Annotated in this window: 13 protein-coding genes; 9 read left to right on the top strand and 4 right to left on the bottom strand. The window is 61.5% G+C overall.

Annotated elements, in window-relative coordinates; all coding sequences use genetic code 11:
* Positions 1-73: 73 nt before the first annotated feature.
* On the top strand, positions 74-826 hold the full coding sequence (locus tag J3P84_RS05390) for a hypothetical protein (RefSeq protein WP_434628500.1): 753 nt from the start codon (positions 74-76) through the stop codon (positions 824-826).
* 48 nt (positions 827-874) lie between these two features.
* A complete protein-coding gene (locus tag J3P84_RS05385; RefSeq protein WP_434628497.1) occupies positions 875-1,408 on the top strand; it encodes a carboxymuconolactone decarboxylase family protein in 534 nt (177 codons plus the stop codon).
* A gap of 50 nt (positions 1,409-1,458) precedes the next feature.
* Here J3P84_RS05385 and J3P84_RS05380 read toward each other — a convergent pair whose 3' ends face one another.
* On the bottom strand, positions 1,459-2,010 hold the full coding sequence (locus tag J3P84_RS05380; RefSeq protein WP_434628494.1) for a helix-turn-helix domain-containing protein: 552 nt from the start codon (positions 2,008-2,010) through the stop codon (positions 1,459-1,461).
* Between the two features lie 128 nt (positions 2,011-2,138).
* Here J3P84_RS05380 and J3P84_RS05375 point away from each other — a divergent pair, with 128 nt between their 5' ends.
* The 7 genes from J3P84_RS05375 (at position 2,139) to J3P84_RS05345 (ending at position 8,294) form a co-directional block, all read left to right on the top strand.
* On the top strand, positions 2,139-2,921 hold the full coding sequence (locus J3P84_RS05375; RefSeq protein WP_434628491.1) for an aldolase: 783 nt from the start codon (positions 2,139-2,141) through the stop codon (positions 2,919-2,921).
* Positions 2,922-2,940: 19 nt separating this feature from the next.
* Complete coding sequence (locus J3P84_RS05370) at positions 2,941-3,828, top strand: dihydrodipicolinate synthase family protein (RefSeq protein WP_434628488.1); 888 nt, start codon at positions 2,941-2,943, stop codon at positions 3,826-3,828.
* A gap of 92 nt (positions 3,829-3,920) precedes the next feature.
* Positions 3,921-4,181 carry a DUF2024 family protein gene (locus tag J3P84_RS05365; protein ID WP_434628485.1) on the top strand — a complete coding sequence of 87 codons (261 nt, stop codon included), beginning with the start codon at positions 3,921-3,923 and terminating at the stop codon, positions 4,179-4,181.
* A gap of 1 nt (position 4,182) precedes the next feature.
* Positions 4,183-4,476: a Rho-binding antiterminator gene (locus tag J3P84_RS05360; protein ID WP_434628482.1), complete on the top strand. Its 294-nt coding sequence runs from the start codon at positions 4,183-4,185 to the stop codon at positions 4,474-4,476.
* 540 nt (positions 4,477-5,016) lie between these two features.
* Positions 5,017-5,298, top strand: coding sequence for a Rho-binding antiterminator (locus J3P84_RS05355; protein ID WP_434628479.1), 282 nt, complete (start codon positions 5,017-5,019; stop codon positions 5,296-5,298).
* A 427-nt stretch (positions 5,299-5,725) separates the two neighbouring features.
* Positions 5,726-6,985, top strand: coding sequence for an IS256 family transposase (locus J3P84_RS05350; protein ID WP_434577927.1), 1,260 nt, complete (start codon positions 5,726-5,728; stop codon positions 6,983-6,985).
* Between the two features lie 223 nt (positions 6,986-7,208).
* Positions 7,209-8,294 carry a diguanylate cyclase domain-containing protein gene (locus J3P84_RS05345; protein WP_434628477.1) on the top strand — a complete coding sequence of 362 codons (1,086 nt, stop codon included), beginning with the start codon at positions 7,209-7,211 and terminating at the stop codon, positions 8,292-8,294.
* Here J3P84_RS05345 and J3P84_RS05340 read toward each other — a convergent pair.
* From J3P84_RS05340 to J3P84_RS05330, 3 genes are read right to left on the bottom strand one after another with little or no spacing between them, the layout of a single operon-like run.
* A complete protein-coding gene (locus tag J3P84_RS05340; RefSeq protein WP_434628474.1) occupies positions 8,278-10,629 on the bottom strand; it encodes a TonB-dependent receptor in 2,352 nt (783 codons plus the stop codon). The genes J3P84_RS05345 and J3P84_RS05340 overlap by 17 nt on opposite strands.
* Position 10,630: 1 nt before the next feature.
* Positions 10,631-13,018, bottom strand: coding sequence for a 7TM-DISM domain-containing protein (locus J3P84_RS05335; RefSeq protein ID WP_434628471.1), 2,388 nt, complete (start codon positions 13,016-13,018; stop codon positions 10,631-10,633).
* Positions 13,018-13,854, bottom strand: a complete 837-nt coding sequence (locus tag J3P84_RS05330; RefSeq protein WP_434628468.1) for a response regulator transcription factor — start codon at positions 13,852-13,854, stop codon at positions 13,018-13,020. The genes J3P84_RS05335 and J3P84_RS05330 overlap by 1 nt, the downstream gene beginning before the upstream one ends.
* Positions 13,855-14,887: the final 1,033 nt, after the last annotated feature.

Raw genomic sequence — 14,887 nt, 5'->3', positions numbered from 1 at the left:
ACGTTAAGAGCCAAATAGTACAGGCCCGCTCCTTATACTGCCAGCACCACCTCACTTGGCAGAAGGGCTCACCATGAAACTCTCTCGATCTCCCCTCTTTTGCGCTTCGTTGTTGCTTGGCTTGAGCGCCAGCGTCAGCGCGCACGACGCCGCACATCAAGACGGCATAACCAGCAAACCGGCGAAGGCTGTGAAGGCGCCTTTCGATATCGTCCACACGAGCATCACCACTGAAGGGAATGTGGCGATTTTCCACATGGCCGTTTCCGGCAAGGCCGGCACCGTACGCCCTGCCGCCAGCGGCAAGCTGGCCGGCAGCAGCGTGTTCTCGTATGTCTGGCCAACCAGCCTGGACCCTTCGGTGATCGGTTTCGAGCCGAAGTCCGGAATCCTGGCCTTCGCCGTCACGTCACACCCCGACTTCGACGATACCCCGCTGTTCGACGAGAACCGCGACGGGCGCCTGGATAACGATGGTGATCTTTGGCATTCGCATTGGGTGGTGCTGCAGCCCGACCCGGCCTGTGGGAAAGATGCGCTGAAAGTCGTCGACATTCCCGCAGGGGCCAAGCCTCGCGTGCCCAAGACCTGGCCAGGGTTGCCGATCCTGATCGACAGCCCGGGGTGGACCCCGACGATCAATCAGAAAACCGTCGAGGTGCGCGTGCCGTTTGACGACATCGGCCCGGTCGAGGCCGGCGCGTTCGATGGCGTCACGGCCGCCCTGCGCGTGAACGCGAGCGTGCACAACCCGCTGCTGTGCGTCGCCGACGTGTTCAAGGTGGCCTCGGGCGACCTGTCCCTGCCCGGCAAGGTCAAGCACTGATGCCGCCTCGCCTCCCTGTATTGCCCCGCCCCATCACTGGAGAAACACATGACTCGTATCAACATTCAGCCACAACAAACGCCCGCCGCCAGCCAACCAATGCTGGCCCAGATTCAACAGGCCTTTGGCGCAACGCCCAACATGTTCAAGGGCGTAGCCAATTCTCCGGCAGCGCTGCAAAGCATGTGGGCGGCCTTCGGCGCCCTGGGCCAAGGCACGTTGGGTGCACGGCTTGGCGAGCAGATTGCGGTAGCCGTGGCCAACCGCAACCGCTGTGAATACTGCCTTGCCGCGCACACGGCCCTGGGCCAAAAGGCCGGTGTGTCTGCGACCGACATGGCCGCCGCCCAGCGCGGAGAATCCAGCGACCCCAAGACGGCAGCGGCCTTGGCGTTCGCCCTGATAGTGGTCGAGCAGCGCGCACAGGTGACTGACGCCGACGTGCAGCGCCTGCGGGACAACGGTTTTGGCGATGAACAGATTGTCGAGATCATCGCTCATGTCGCGTTGAACCTGTTCACCAACTACATCAACGTCGCGTTGGACATTCCTGTCGACTTTCCCAAGGTCGCCCTGAAATAAGCCTGACCGAGTCCCGCCCGGTATCGGGCGGGCTCACGTTGGCCGTGGTCCTACTCCGCCGCTTCGGCACTGTGCACAACAACCAGCAATTGGGCCTGGACGTCGCCAACCGAACGCAGGCGATGGGGTTTCTGGGCATTGAAATGCAAGGCGTCACCGCGATTCAGCAGCACGCGCTCGTTCATGAAGTCCACTTCCACCTGGCCTTCGTGAACAAACAGGAACTCCTCACCCGTGTGTTCCTTGAACGCATGATGCGCCGCGAATTCGGCCGGGGGATAGAGGATGAAGGGCAGCAAGGTTCGCTCGGAAACCTGATGGGCCAACACCGCGTATTCAGAGCTGCCAGGGTTCGCCGCAAGCGATTGGCGATCTTCACACCGCACCAGGCTGTAGCTGTCGAGCGGGACGTTTTCCTCGGAAAACAATTCCTCGACTTTCACGTTCAACGCCTTGGACAGCTTGAGCGCCGTGGCGATGGAGGGCGTGCTCAGACCCCGTTCCACCTTGGACAGGTAGCTCTTGGTCATCCCGGTTTTTGCGGCCAGGACGTCCAGCGTCACGCCGAGTTTTTTTCTGAGCAGTTTCAAGCGAATGGACATAGATAACCATCATTTCCATGGAAGCGGACAATCGGCGATTGTCAATGACACTTTGTGTCATATAGTCTATTTAGTGTCATTAGAACAGCCATCCCCAAGCTTCAGTGACGCGAATCAGGAGAACGGATATGAGCAAGACCCTGGCGACACCAAAGGACCAATTGGTCCAGCATGCTGTTAACCAGATGCAGAAATCACTGCCGGATAATACGTGGACTGTACGACAAAAGCTGGCACTGACCTGCCGCATCCTGTTCGAGAACGGCCACGACTCAGGCCTCGCCGGGCAGATCACCGCGCGCGGGCCGCAACACGGCACTTACTACACCCAGCAATTGGGTTTGGGATTCGACGAGATTACCGCTGGCAACCTGCTGTTGATCAACGAGGACCTGGAGGTGCTGGAAGGCCATGGCATACCCAACCCAGCGAACCGCTTCCACAGCTGGGTCTACCGCGCCCGGCCGGATGTGAATTGCATCATCCACACCCACCCTACCCACATCGCCGCGCTGTCGATGTTGGAGGTCCCGTTGCAGATTTCCCACATGGACCTCTGCCCGCTGTACGAAGACTGTGCGTTCCTGGAAGGCTGGCCGGGCGTGCCGGTGGGTAACGAGGAAGGCGACTTGATCGCCGGCGCCCTGGGCGACAAACGCGCCATCCTGCTTTCCCACCATGGCCAGTTGTCGACCGGCGAGACCGTGGAAGAAGCCTGCAACATCGCCCAACTGATCGAGCGCGCGGCGAAACTGCAACTGCTCGCCATGGCCGCCGGCGAGGTGAAACCGATCCTGCCGCACCTGGGTCGCGAAGCCCACGACTGGATCGCCCGCCCCAAGCGTCACGCCGCCGCCTTCAACTACTACGCGCGGCAGAACTTGCGCCAACACGCCGACTGCCTGAACTGATCCCATTAGGAACGAAGCCATGTCTACCCCGAACATCCACGGCATCATCGGTTACACCATCACCCCTTTCTCTGCCGACGGCCAGGGCTTGGACCTGGACGCCTTGGGCCGGTCCATTGATCGCCTGATCGAAAGCGGCGTGCATGCTATCGCACCCTTGGGCAGCACCGGCGAAGGGGCCTACCTCAGCGATGCGGAATGGGACCAGGTCAGCGAGTTCAGCATCGCCCACGTCGCCGGCCGCGTGCCGACCGTGGTCAGCGTATCTGACCTGACCACCGCCAAAGCGGTGCGCCGCGCGCGTTTTGCCCAGGATCACGGCGCCGATGTGGTGATGGTCTTGCCAGCCTCTTACTGGAAATTGAGTGAGGCGCAGATCCTCACGCATTATCAGACCATCGGCGCCAGCATCGACGTGCCCATCATGCTCTACAACAACCCGGCCACCAGCGGCATCGACATGTCCGTGGAGCTGATCCTGCGGATTTTCAACGCGGTGGATAACGTCACCATGGTCAAGGAAAGCACCGGCGATATCCAGCGCATGCACCAGCTGCATCTGCTGGGCGAAGGCCAGGTACCGTTCTACAACGGCTGCAATCCACTGGCGCTGGAAGCCTTCGCGGCTGGCGCCAGAGGCTGGTGCACCGCTGCGCCGAACCTCATCCCGCAGCTCAACCTCGACCTGTACGAAGCCGTGCTGGCCAACGACCTGAACAAAGCCCGGGCGCTGTTCTACCGACAATTACCACTGCTGGACTTCATTCTCAAAGGAGGCTTGCCCGCCACCATCAAGGCCGGTTTGCGCACCCTCGGCCTGGAAGTCGGCGACCCGCGCTTGCCGGTCTTCGCGCTCGACGATGCGGGCAATAGCCGATTGAACGCGATGCTGAACCAGCTGCGCTGATTTTGCCTGCTCTTGCGACCCGAGCGGATCAACGTGACCTGCTCGGTCGCTCCGGCAAGCGGCCTTGATACCCTCGCGACGGAGAGAACCTCATGACCATCAAAGTCTATGACACACATGTCCGCACCCAAGACGGGCGCTACCTGCATTTTGACGTGCTGATCGACCGCAACGACCTGGATTTCGCCCAATCCTGCGCGCGACGTTTCCTGGCCGAACAGGGCATCGAAGATCAGGACATTACCTTGAACGACTGCCGTTTCTGCCACGTCGAGCCGAGCAACCCCGAGATAGTCGAGGCCATCAACCGGCAGGGCTTTTTCATTCTCAAGCTGCAAGGCTGCGAGGCGTGAAATGGATACCTACAAACCGCTGCACTGCGACCTGCATGACTACCTGGAAATCGCCTGCCTGTGCGGCTACACGCTGGACATCGAGCTGACTGACGGCCAATGCCTGACCGCCCGCGCGATCACCACGCGGACCGCCAGCACGGGGGAGGAGTTTCTCGAAGTTGAAACTGTTGATGTCCGTCAGGAGATCCGCCTCGATCGCTTGCTGGCGATTACGCCGCTGAACAGCAACGCCAGGTTCGGCCGAGTTGTGCTGGCGGTGGGTGGACAGGAAAGTCGTTCGTATGATGGATAAGTACGTAAGGCAGCCCGTATTGTTTCCTTTCGCCGTCAAGAGATGGGATAGGCCTCGTTAAACGCCGATGCAAAGTCTTCCGCTTTCGAAAAAACGTCGGGCGACTAAACCCGATCACTGATGCGCGGTGACAGGTCCCAAGCTACCGACATCACCCAAGGCGCACAAGTCGGCGGATTCAGGCGTAGTTGTAGGCAGCGGCGCAAGGCGCTGTGGGCTGGCGAGGCTTTGTTGCTAGCGTCTGTCAGTCGTTACTGAGACGGCTCCAGCTTCGGTGCGAGGCGCTCACGACTAGGGCTGCTGCGCAGCCCAGCGGGAGCAAGCTCCCTCGCCACGGGGCTGGTGTTCTTCTTGAAGACAGTGGTTTCTCTTGGGGAATGGTGGTGTGATCGGTTGGCATATGTGTATGCGTTCAGAAGGGGTGATGCTTACACTTCGGCGTGCTGATTGACTGCCACGACTTGGACTTCGCCCAATTCTGCGCGCGTGTCGGCAGGCAGGGCTTTTTCATCCTGAAACTGCGAGGCTGGGAGGCGTGAAATGGATACCTATAAACCGCTGCACTGCGACCTGCATGACTATCTGGAAATCGCTTGCCTGTGCGGCTACATGCTGGATATCGAGCTGATCGACGGCCAGCACCTGACGGCCCGCGCGATCACCACACGAACCGCCAGCACACGGGAGGAATTTCTCGAAGTCGAAACCGCTGACGGTCGCCATGAGATTCGCCTCGATCACTTGTTGGCGATCACACCGCTGGATAAGCACGCCAGGTTTGGCCGGGTAGTGCTGGCGGCGGGTGGTCACGCCGCCCTTTGAAGTGGTGCATTAGGTCCCACAGGGCGGGTTGCGTCCTGGAAGGCCGGACCCGCTTGAATATTCGTTGACTGAAGCACCGCTATCGCGAGCAAGCTCGCTCCCACAAAGGGGTGAGTGTCGTGCCTGGGACTCAGTAGACTTCCAGTTACCTGTGACGGGGGAGTATCCACCGCGTCCGAGCCACTGGGCTATCGCGCACCGAACCGGGCCCTGTGGCGAGGGGATTTATCCCCGTTGGGCTGCGCAGCTGCCTTAAAAATGAAGCCAGTCTCCCTGACACACTGAGTTGTCTGGTTTGAGGGCTACTTCGCAGCCCAACGGGGATAAATCCCCTCGCCACAAAGGAAGGCACTCGACTAGCTGAGGGGCGCCGACGGGACTGTCAGAAATTTTGTGTTCGGGCATAACATGCTGAAGAGGTGCATGTATGCCAACCAAAAAGAAGACGGCCTTGGAGGCCAAAGCCGAGCTCCCTTCGATCCCGAAGGAGCTGATTGATCAGTTCGTCAAAGGCCCAATGACTGCCGAGGCGATTCAGGATGCGTCGATGGCCTTCAAGAAGGCGCTTATCGAGCGAGCCCTGGGCGCAGAGCTGGGCCACCATCTTGGCTATCCTCAGGGCGCGGAGCGTCCCGAGGAGTCGAGTAACCAGCGCAACGGTAAAAGCGGCAAGACCGTTCTGACAGACGACGGTCCGCTTCGTCTGGAGATTCCCCGTGATCGCGATGGCAGCTTTGCGCCGATCCTGATTCCCAAGCATGAGCGGCGCTTTACCGGGTTCGATGACAAGATCATCGCCATGTACGCTCGGGGCATGACGGTTCGCGAGATTCGCGCGTTTCTCTTGGAACAGTACGGGACAGATGTCTCGCACGACTTCATCAGTTCGGTCACCGACGCGGTGATGGAGGAGATCGGCGCTTGGCAGCAACGACCGCTTGAGCAGATGTATCCGGTCATCTTCTTCGACGCGTTGCGGGTCAAAATCAGGGAAGAAGGACTGGTCCGCAATAAGGCCATCTACTTGGCCTTGGGCGTATTACCGGACGGAACCCGCGATATCTTGGGCATCTGGATCGAGACAACGGAAGGCGCCAAGTTCTGGATGAAGGTCTTCAATGACCTCAAGACACGCGGAGTCGAAGATGTGCTGATTGCCGTGACCGATGGTCTCAAAGGCATGCCAGAAGCCCTGAGCGCGGTGTTTCCTGAGACGACTTTGCAAACCTGCATCGTACATCTGATCCGCAACAGCCTCGACTATGCAGCCTGGGACAAACGTCGGGAACTGGCCAAAGCGCTTAAGCCGATCTATCAAGCGATCAACGCCGAGGCCGCCGAAGCGGCTTTGGACTCGTTCGAAAATGGCCCCTGGGGCAAACAGTACCCAACCATCGTAGCTGCCTGGCGACGCGCCTGGGATCGAGTCATCCCGTTTTTTGTCTTTCCGCCCGCCATCCGGAAAGTGATTTACACGACCAATGCAATCGAGAGCATCAACGCTCAACTGCGCAAGATCATTAAAACGAGGGGGCACTTCCCAACCGATGAAGCTGCCACCAAGTTAATCTGGCTGGGCTTGCGCAATATAACCGCAAACTGGGGCAGTGCAGCCCATGACTGGAAAAGCGCCATGAATCAGTTCGCGATCCTGTACGGGGATCGGTTCATCAGGCCGACGTGGTAAATGAAGGTCTGCCTAACGGCAGGCCGTTACCGGCCCGCACACAAAAAATCTGACACTCCCGCGCCGACTGGCGCTGATACAACCCACACAAAAAATCTTCCCAACCTTTCCCCTCCCGCAAAGCCCCCATCCCCTCCAGCAAACGCCCCGCCACTCCCCCACCCCGATAATGCCCACATCCACTCACCCCCAACCGCTGCAACCCGAGCACCGTGTACCTCCCATGAACCTACGCACCTTCATTCGCAGCTATTGCCTCAACTCCAGGCTCGCTACGAATGCGCTGACCCGCCTGCATAAATCCCTTTCTTCCCTGGCCGCCTATCTGGCGCAGCAGGGTTTTGATTCCAGGACCTGGCCCGCGCCCCGTGACGAAGGCGCGCTGGACCGTTACCTCAGCGACGTTTGCCCGGAGCTCGCCGCGACGGTGTTCAGTCATGCCCGCGACGGGGTGATCATGGTCGATGCGTTCGGTCGGGTCATCGGTGTGAACGAGGCGTTTACGCGGCTTACCGGTTACGCGCAGGACGAGGTGCTGGGGCGAGAGTTGAATTCTCATCGCATGGTGCGGCGGCTCGCGGCGTTTTATGCGCCGATGAAGAATGCGCTGGATTTCCACGGGCATTGGTCCGGTGAAATTCAAAGCAGCCACAAGGATGGCCGGGAGATGACGTCGCGGATCAGCATCAGTGCGGTGCATGACCGTCACGGCAACGTTCAGCACTACGTGGCGCTGTGCAGCGACATGACGCAGATGAAGCAGCGCTTGCAGTTGCTGGAGCGGGATGCGCGGTATGACGCGCTCACGCAATTGCCCAATCGCTTGTTGCTGGCCGAACGGATGCGCCAGGCGTTGGGCAAGGCGCGCCTGCATCAGCAGAAGGTGGCGATCGCGTTTATTGACCTGGATGGGTTCAAGGCGCTGAACGACAGCTATGGCCATGACTGGGGTGATCGGGTGTTGCAGATTGTCGCGGCGCGGATCAACGCGACGTTGCGTGAGGGCGATACGTTGGCACGCCTCGGCGGTGACGAGTTTGTCGCCGGGCTGGTGGGTTTGCAGGAGGTGGAGGACAGCGAGCCGTTGCTCAAGCGGATGCTGGCAGCGGCGAATGCGCCGATCCTGATTGGTGCGCAGACGGTGGAGATTGCCGCGAGTATCGGCGTGGCGTTTTACCCTGAGCATGGGCTGGAGGTCGATGCGCTGATCAGCAAGGCGGATCAGGCGATGTACCTGTCGAAGAAGGCCGGCGGCAATCGTCTGGCGTTCTGCCCGACGCGGTTCATTTCGGTCAATAGCGAAGTCTGACGGTGGTGCCGAGGGTGCGTTCGCTGCCGGTCATGACGCCGTAGTCACCGGCGCCGAGCAGTGAATACACGGCGGTGATGTAGTTACGGTCGAAGACGTTGCGCACCCAGCCTTCCACTTCCCAGGCGCGGTTCTGGCTGCGCAGGCCGAGGCGCAGGTTGGTCAGGCCGTAGCTCGGTTGATAGCTGCCTTCGCCACCTTCGAGGGTGCCGTAGTAGCCGGTGCGAAAGCTGTAGTCGATGCCGCTGAACGCTTCCAATCCATAGGGCAGCGGATGGCTGTGGTCGAGGCCGCTGCTGAGGTTCCATTCCGGCGCGTTGTAGAGCCGGTCGCCGCTGAGGTCGCAGGTCCACTGGCCCGAGGCCGGCGGGCACGGCGCGTTGGGGAAGCTGCGGTAGCGCGCATCGCTCCAGGCCAGGCCGAGGCGCCCGGTGAGTTGCGAGGTGAGTTGCCAGGCGGAATCCAGTTCGATGCCGCGCAGGCGGACTTTGCCGACGTTGATCAGGTTGTCCCGCAGCGGCGGCGCGAACAGCGAGGTCGGCGGGCTGTAGGTGAGCGCCTGGTAGTTGTCGACGTCGGTCTGGTAGACGGCAAGGTCGAGCAACGCGCGCTCGTTCCAGAAGCGCGTTTTCACGCCCAGTTCCAGGGACGTGGCCCGCTCCGGCTCGAAGGTCGGCGCGGTGAACGGGCCGACCACGTCGAAGTTGATGCCGCCGGCCTTGTAGCCCCGCGACCAGCTGACGTAGCCCATCACCGCTTCGCTGAAACGGTAGCTGGCGCTGGCGAGGCTGGAGACGTTGTGTTCTTCGATCGAGTCCTCGCGGTAATAACCACGGCCGAGGGCGATGTCGCGCAGCAATTGTCCACCGGCCTGGAACACCGGCGGCAAGCCGGTCAGCGGGGCGAGGTTGCTGACGTCGCGGGAGATCCAGCCGTCCTTGCGCTCATGGCTGTAGCGCAGGCCGCCGGTGAGTTCCAGCGGGTCGATCGGGCGCCAGGAGAGCTGGCCGAAAATCGCTCGGCTGTCGCCCTTCTGCTCGCCGTCGAAATGTTGTCGGGCGCCGTTGAGCAGCATCGACGGCACCTGCCTCGGATCAGTGAAATTGATGCCGAAGAGTTTTTTCAGTTGGTCGAGTTGATCGCCGACGAACCAGGGCGCGGCGTCCTTGCCGAATTCGGCATCGATCTCACGGTCAAGCTGCTGGCGCAGATAGTAGAGGCCGGCGACGTAGTCGACGGACGAACCGGCCGTGCCGGACAGGCGCCATTCCTGGCTGAACTGCCGATGGCCGAGCTCGGTTTCGGACTGCGCCACCGCCAGCGCGGTGCTGTCGCCGTCGCGGGTCGCGCGGTAGTCCCAGTCGCGATAAGCGGTGATGCTGGTGAAGCGCATCGCCTCGTCGAGGTCCCAGTTCAATTCCAGCGACACGCCGTTCTGCAGGGTTCGCGGACGGCCCGGCGCGTCGATGCGGGTCTCGCGTTTGTAAGGGTCGGGCTCCGCCAGCGGATAACCGACGAACTGGGCGCGCTTGCGGGTTTGCTGGCTGTAGTGATTGGCCAACAGGACGTTGCCGGCTTCGTTTTGCTCGGCGTAGTCGGCGATCAGGCGAGCACTGAAATCGGTGTTCGGCGTCCATAACAGTTGGCCGCGCAGGCCTTGGCTGTCGGCATCGCCGAGGCGGCTGCCGTCTTGCAGGTTTTCGACGCTGCCCTCGGAGGCGCTGTCGAAAACGTTGAGTCGGCCGGCCAGTACGTCGTCCTGCAACGGCCCGGAAATCGTCCCGCGAAACTCACGCAAACCGCGCTCGCCATAGCTGGCTTCCAGGTTGGCTTCAGGCTGGAAGGTCGGCTGGCGGGTGATGATGTTCAGGGCGCCGGCGGTGGTGTTCTTGCCGAACAAGGTGCCCTGCGGCCCGCGCAGGACTTCGATGCGCTCGATGTCCATCAGCTCGGTGAAGGCCATGCCCTGGCGCGCCTGGTAGACGCCATCGACATAGGTGCCGACGCTGCCTTCCAGGCCATCGTTGTAGGCGGTAGCGCCGAAGCCGCGCAGGCCGAAACCGGCGTAACGGGCGTCATGGCCGGAGACGATCAGGCCGGGCACGCGCTGTTGAATGTCTCGAAGCGAGTGCAGGCCGGCCTCGTCCAGCTGTTCGCCGTAGAGGACGTTGATCGGGATGGGCACGTCTTGCAGGTCTTCTTCGCGGCGTCGGGCGGTCACCGTGGTTTCGTCGAGCGTGAGGGCGCCGGGCGCCTCTTGGCCGGCAGTCGCCACCGTCCAGGGCCATGCCGAAAGACTGCCAATCAGGAGCAACCAGTAACTCAAACCCGGCATGCTAGAACTCCCGAGCCAACGCACGACGCGTTGTGTCCGGGCAGGCCAGTGCCTTGACCCACGCCAGCAGTTCGCGGCTGTCGGCGGGTTTGAGCAATACTGCATTGAACTCCAGATCCTCTGGATAATCCTGCGGCCTGCGTGGCGGCACCGCCGAATAAAGCATCACGGGCAGATGACGCCAGCGCTTGCGCACTTGTCGCAGCAGTTCCCAACCGTCCATGCCGGGCATCATCTGGTCGCTGATCAGCAGGTCGACCGGTTGTTCCGCCAGGCAGGCCAAGGCCGCTTCGCCGTTGGTCGCGATGCTCACGTCAAAGCCGTAGCCGGCCAGCAGATCGTAGAGCCACTCGCTGTTCTGCTCGATGTCATCCACCAGCAGCACGTGCTTGCCCTGGCCATCAAACGGCGCGGCGTTGTTGTCGACGATGCCGTTTTCGAGGTCGTGTTCCTCGGCGCATTTGAGTTGCAGGCGAAAACTGAAGTGACTGCCCTGCCCGGTGGCCTGGGGTTCGAGGCGACTGTCCATGCGTTCAAGCAATTGCGTGACGATGGACAGACCAAGCCCGCTGCCTTCGTAGCGCTGCGCATTGCGGCCGCGGCGGAACGGTTGCAGCAGTTGTTCGAATTCTTGCGGGTCGATGCCGATGCCGCTGTCGATCACGTTGAAGTGCAGTTCCACGGTGCCGGCGCTGGCGCCTGGACCTGCGCTCACTTCGAAGCGGATCTGGCCATCGCGGGTGAATTTCGCCGCATTCGCCAGCAGGTTCATCAATACCTGCCGAAGGCGTTTGAAGTCGGCTTCCACCAGCGGCGGCAGGTCATCGGCCAAGTTCGCCTCGAAAGTATTGCCCTGGCGCGCAGCGAGGAAACCCGCCTCATCTGCGATCTCGTGGAGGAAGCCGTACAGGTAGCCCGGTGCGAGGGTCAGTTGCATCTGCTCCAGCTCGCCACGGGAAAACTCGAGCATTTCGTCGATCAGCTCCAGTTGCTGGCGGGCGTTGCGCTCGATCGTCGCCTGATAGTCGCGGTTGGGCCCGGCGTGCAGCAGGCGTGCGTAGTCGATGATGCGCACCAGCGGCGAACGCAGGTCGTGGCTGATCCGTGCCATCAACGCGCTGCGGGCCGCCAGCGATTCACGCAGTTGCGAGGTGCGCAGCGCAACGGTGCTTTCCAGCCGTTCGTGTTCGGCCTGGCGTTGTTGTTCGAGGGTGGACAGGGCGTGCTTCTCGCGGTTGCGGCTGCGGGCAACTTCCATGAGCAACGTACACACCAGCAGGACCACGCCGGCCAAGGTGGACGACAAGCTGTACTTGCTTTGCGGCGACTGCCAGGGCAATTGTTCCTGAGGGAAAAAGATCCGCATCAGCAGTTGCCCAAGCAATAGCGCCGGCACCAGCCAGGCCATCCAGCTGTAGCTCAGGCGTGCGCGCCAGGCCATGAACAGCGTGACGAGCAGCACGCCATAAAAACTGAACAGGGCCACCTGAACCATCTGCGCGCCCTGGACCGCATCGACTTTGAGCCACCAGAGCCGGCCGAAGATGCAGCCCAGCAGCGGCACCCAATAGCTCCAAGCGATGATCCTGGGCAGTTGGGATACCTGCAGCAGCACGCGGAAGTAGGCCAGGAACAGGACGAAAGAGATCGCGCTGGCGCAGGTCAGCAGCTCACGCGTCCAACCCAGCGCGCTCGGCCAGTAGATCAAATATCCGTTAAGGATGCAGGTCAGCAGGATGTAGCTGAGGACCGCGCCGGCGTTCACGCTGAGCAGTCGCGAACGGAGGATCCAGCCGACGATCAGGCCGAACGGGACGACCAGCAGGACGATGCCGAGGGTGAGCCCGTCGCTCAGGTACGTCTGTTGCTGACTGCGCAGCAGCGCCGGTTCGGACCACAGTTCCGGCTCAAGCAGCATCTGGAAGTTGCTCGTCACCCGGACGAACACCGTGGTGCTCTGCCCTGCCGCCAACGTTACCGGGAATGCCGGCTGACGCGCCGCTGGCTGCGGCCATTCGGCCAAGGGATAGGCGCCGCCGGCATGGGCGTCATGCCCCGGCTGATAGACGCGAATGTCTTCCAGGCGCGGCGCCCCGACGACCAGCATGCGCGAGCACGCCTCAGCGCTCGAATTGGTGAACTGCCATTTCAACCAGAACGCGGACCGGCTATAGCCCTGGGTCGGCCAGTGCGCGGTTGCAGAGTTGAAATCATTTTCGGGCAGCTGGGCGACTTGTTCCAGGCTCAGATTGGCCTGGGCGTCTTCGAAAATCTGCGCCGAGGGCATCAGGTCCAGTTGGTCAGCCCGGCAGATATCCACAGGCGCCGCGCGCAGCAGGCCTGTGGATAACAACGTTATCGTCAGCAAGAAAAACTGCAGTAGCCGCATCAGGCGCGCCCGGCCGACTCGATTTCGCTGGTGCCCAGGGTCTGCTGGCGAAACTGACTGGGCGTCATGCCGATTCGCTGGCGGAACGCCGTGGTGAAATTGCAGGCGTTGCGAAAACCCACCAGTTCGGCGACGTCTTGCACGCTCATGGCGCTTTCGGCGAGCAGATCCTGGCCACGACGCAAGCGGGCGTCGCGGATATAGGCAAACACGGTCATCCCCAGGTGTTCGCGAAAAATCGCCGAGAGGCGTTTTTCATGGGTGCCGACTTTTTGCGCGAGGATGCCGAGGGACGGCATGTCGTCCAATTGGTTTTCGATCAGGCGCATCGCCGCGCGCAGCACGATTTCATCGCCTTGCGGTTCCGGATCCGCCGGCCTTTCGTGGAATGCCGGTGGCGCGCGCCAGGTCAGTTGCAGGTGGATCTTGATCCGCGCCAGCACTTCTTCGGGGGCACAGGATTTGGGGATGTAATCGACCGCGCCGACCGTCAGCCCTTCGAGGCGCTCCAATGAAGTGTTCGCCGACGACAGGAACAGGATGGGGGTATGCCGAGTGGCCGGTGCCTCGCGCAACAGCCGGCACAGGCTGAAGCCATCCATTTGCGGCATGTGCACATCCAGCACGATCAGGTCCGGGCGCAGGGCGAGTGCCCGTTGATAGCCTTGATAGGCATCGCTGGCCAGGGAGATGCGCCAGGGCTGGGTCTTCAACAGGATGAGCGTGGCGCGGATGTCTTCAGGGACATCGTCGATCAGCAGAATATGCGGCAACGCGTCGGACGCCGCCGAGCCCTCCGCCGCCGCTGCCGGCCTTTCGTATCGTCCGTTGTCCATTCGCCAGGTCTCTTGTTGTGTTCGGCCAGGTCACTGTCGCGAATTGCCAAGCGAGGAATTATGTACCGGGCCGGCAACAAATCGATATAGCGGCAGGTAAAGCGAGAACTGAAGCTATCAAATTTTTGAGGGGCGATAAACGGTCGTTCGATTTGGGCCGTTCTCTGATGCGCGGGGATGCCGTTCTCTACCCTGTGGCGAGGGAGCTTGCTCCCGCTGGGCTGCACAGCAGCCCCGAAGCAGCAAACCCAATTTTCCTGACACACCGAGGTGCCTGGTTCAGGGGCCGCTGCGCAGCCCAGCGGGAGCAAGCTCCCTCGCCACGGGGTTAGTGTGAATCCTTGAATGAACAGTGTTGCCACCGCCGATTCGCGGGCAGGCTCGCTCCCACAGGGATTCGGTTTCTATTTCAGATCCGGTGGAGGGATGGCAAGCACGACTGGCTGCGCCTGGACATCAGCCCAGGCGAGTTCTGATAGCGAACGACGCCCCCTTGTGGCGAGGGGATTTATCCCCGCTGGGCTGCACAGCAGCCCCAAAGCAACACACCCGATCTTCCTGGCACACCGAGGTGCCTGGCTCAGGGGGCTGCTTCGCAGCCCAACGGGGATAAATCCCCTCGCCACAAAGGAAAAGCGCTCAAATTGCCGAACTGTTTTTTATAGGGCCGCTTCGCAGCCCAGCGGGAGCAAGCTCCCTCGCCACGGGGTTAGTGTGAATCCTTGAATGAAGGGTGTTACCACGGCCGATTCGCGGGCAGGCCCGCTCCCACAGGGATTCGGTTTCTATTTCAGATCCGGTGGAAGGATGGCAAGCAAGATTGGCTGCGCCTGGACATCAGCCCAGGCGAGTTCTGATAGCGAACGACGCCCCCTTGTGGCGAGGGGATTTATCCCCGTTGGGCTGCACAGCAGCCCCAAAGCAACACACCCGATCTTCCTGGCACACCGAGGTGCCTGGCTCAGGGGCTGCTTCGCAGCCCAACGGGGATAAATCCCCTCGCCACAAAGGAAAAGCGCTCAAATTGCCGAAC

The sequence above is a fragment of the Pseudomonas sp. Z1-29 genome (assembly GCF_051131995.1).
In the GTDB taxonomy this organism is placed as follows: domain Bacteria; phylum Pseudomonadota; class Gammaproteobacteria; order Pseudomonadales; family Pseudomonadaceae; genus Aquipseudomonas.
This window is presented reverse-complemented; position numbering and strand designations above follow the sequence as displayed.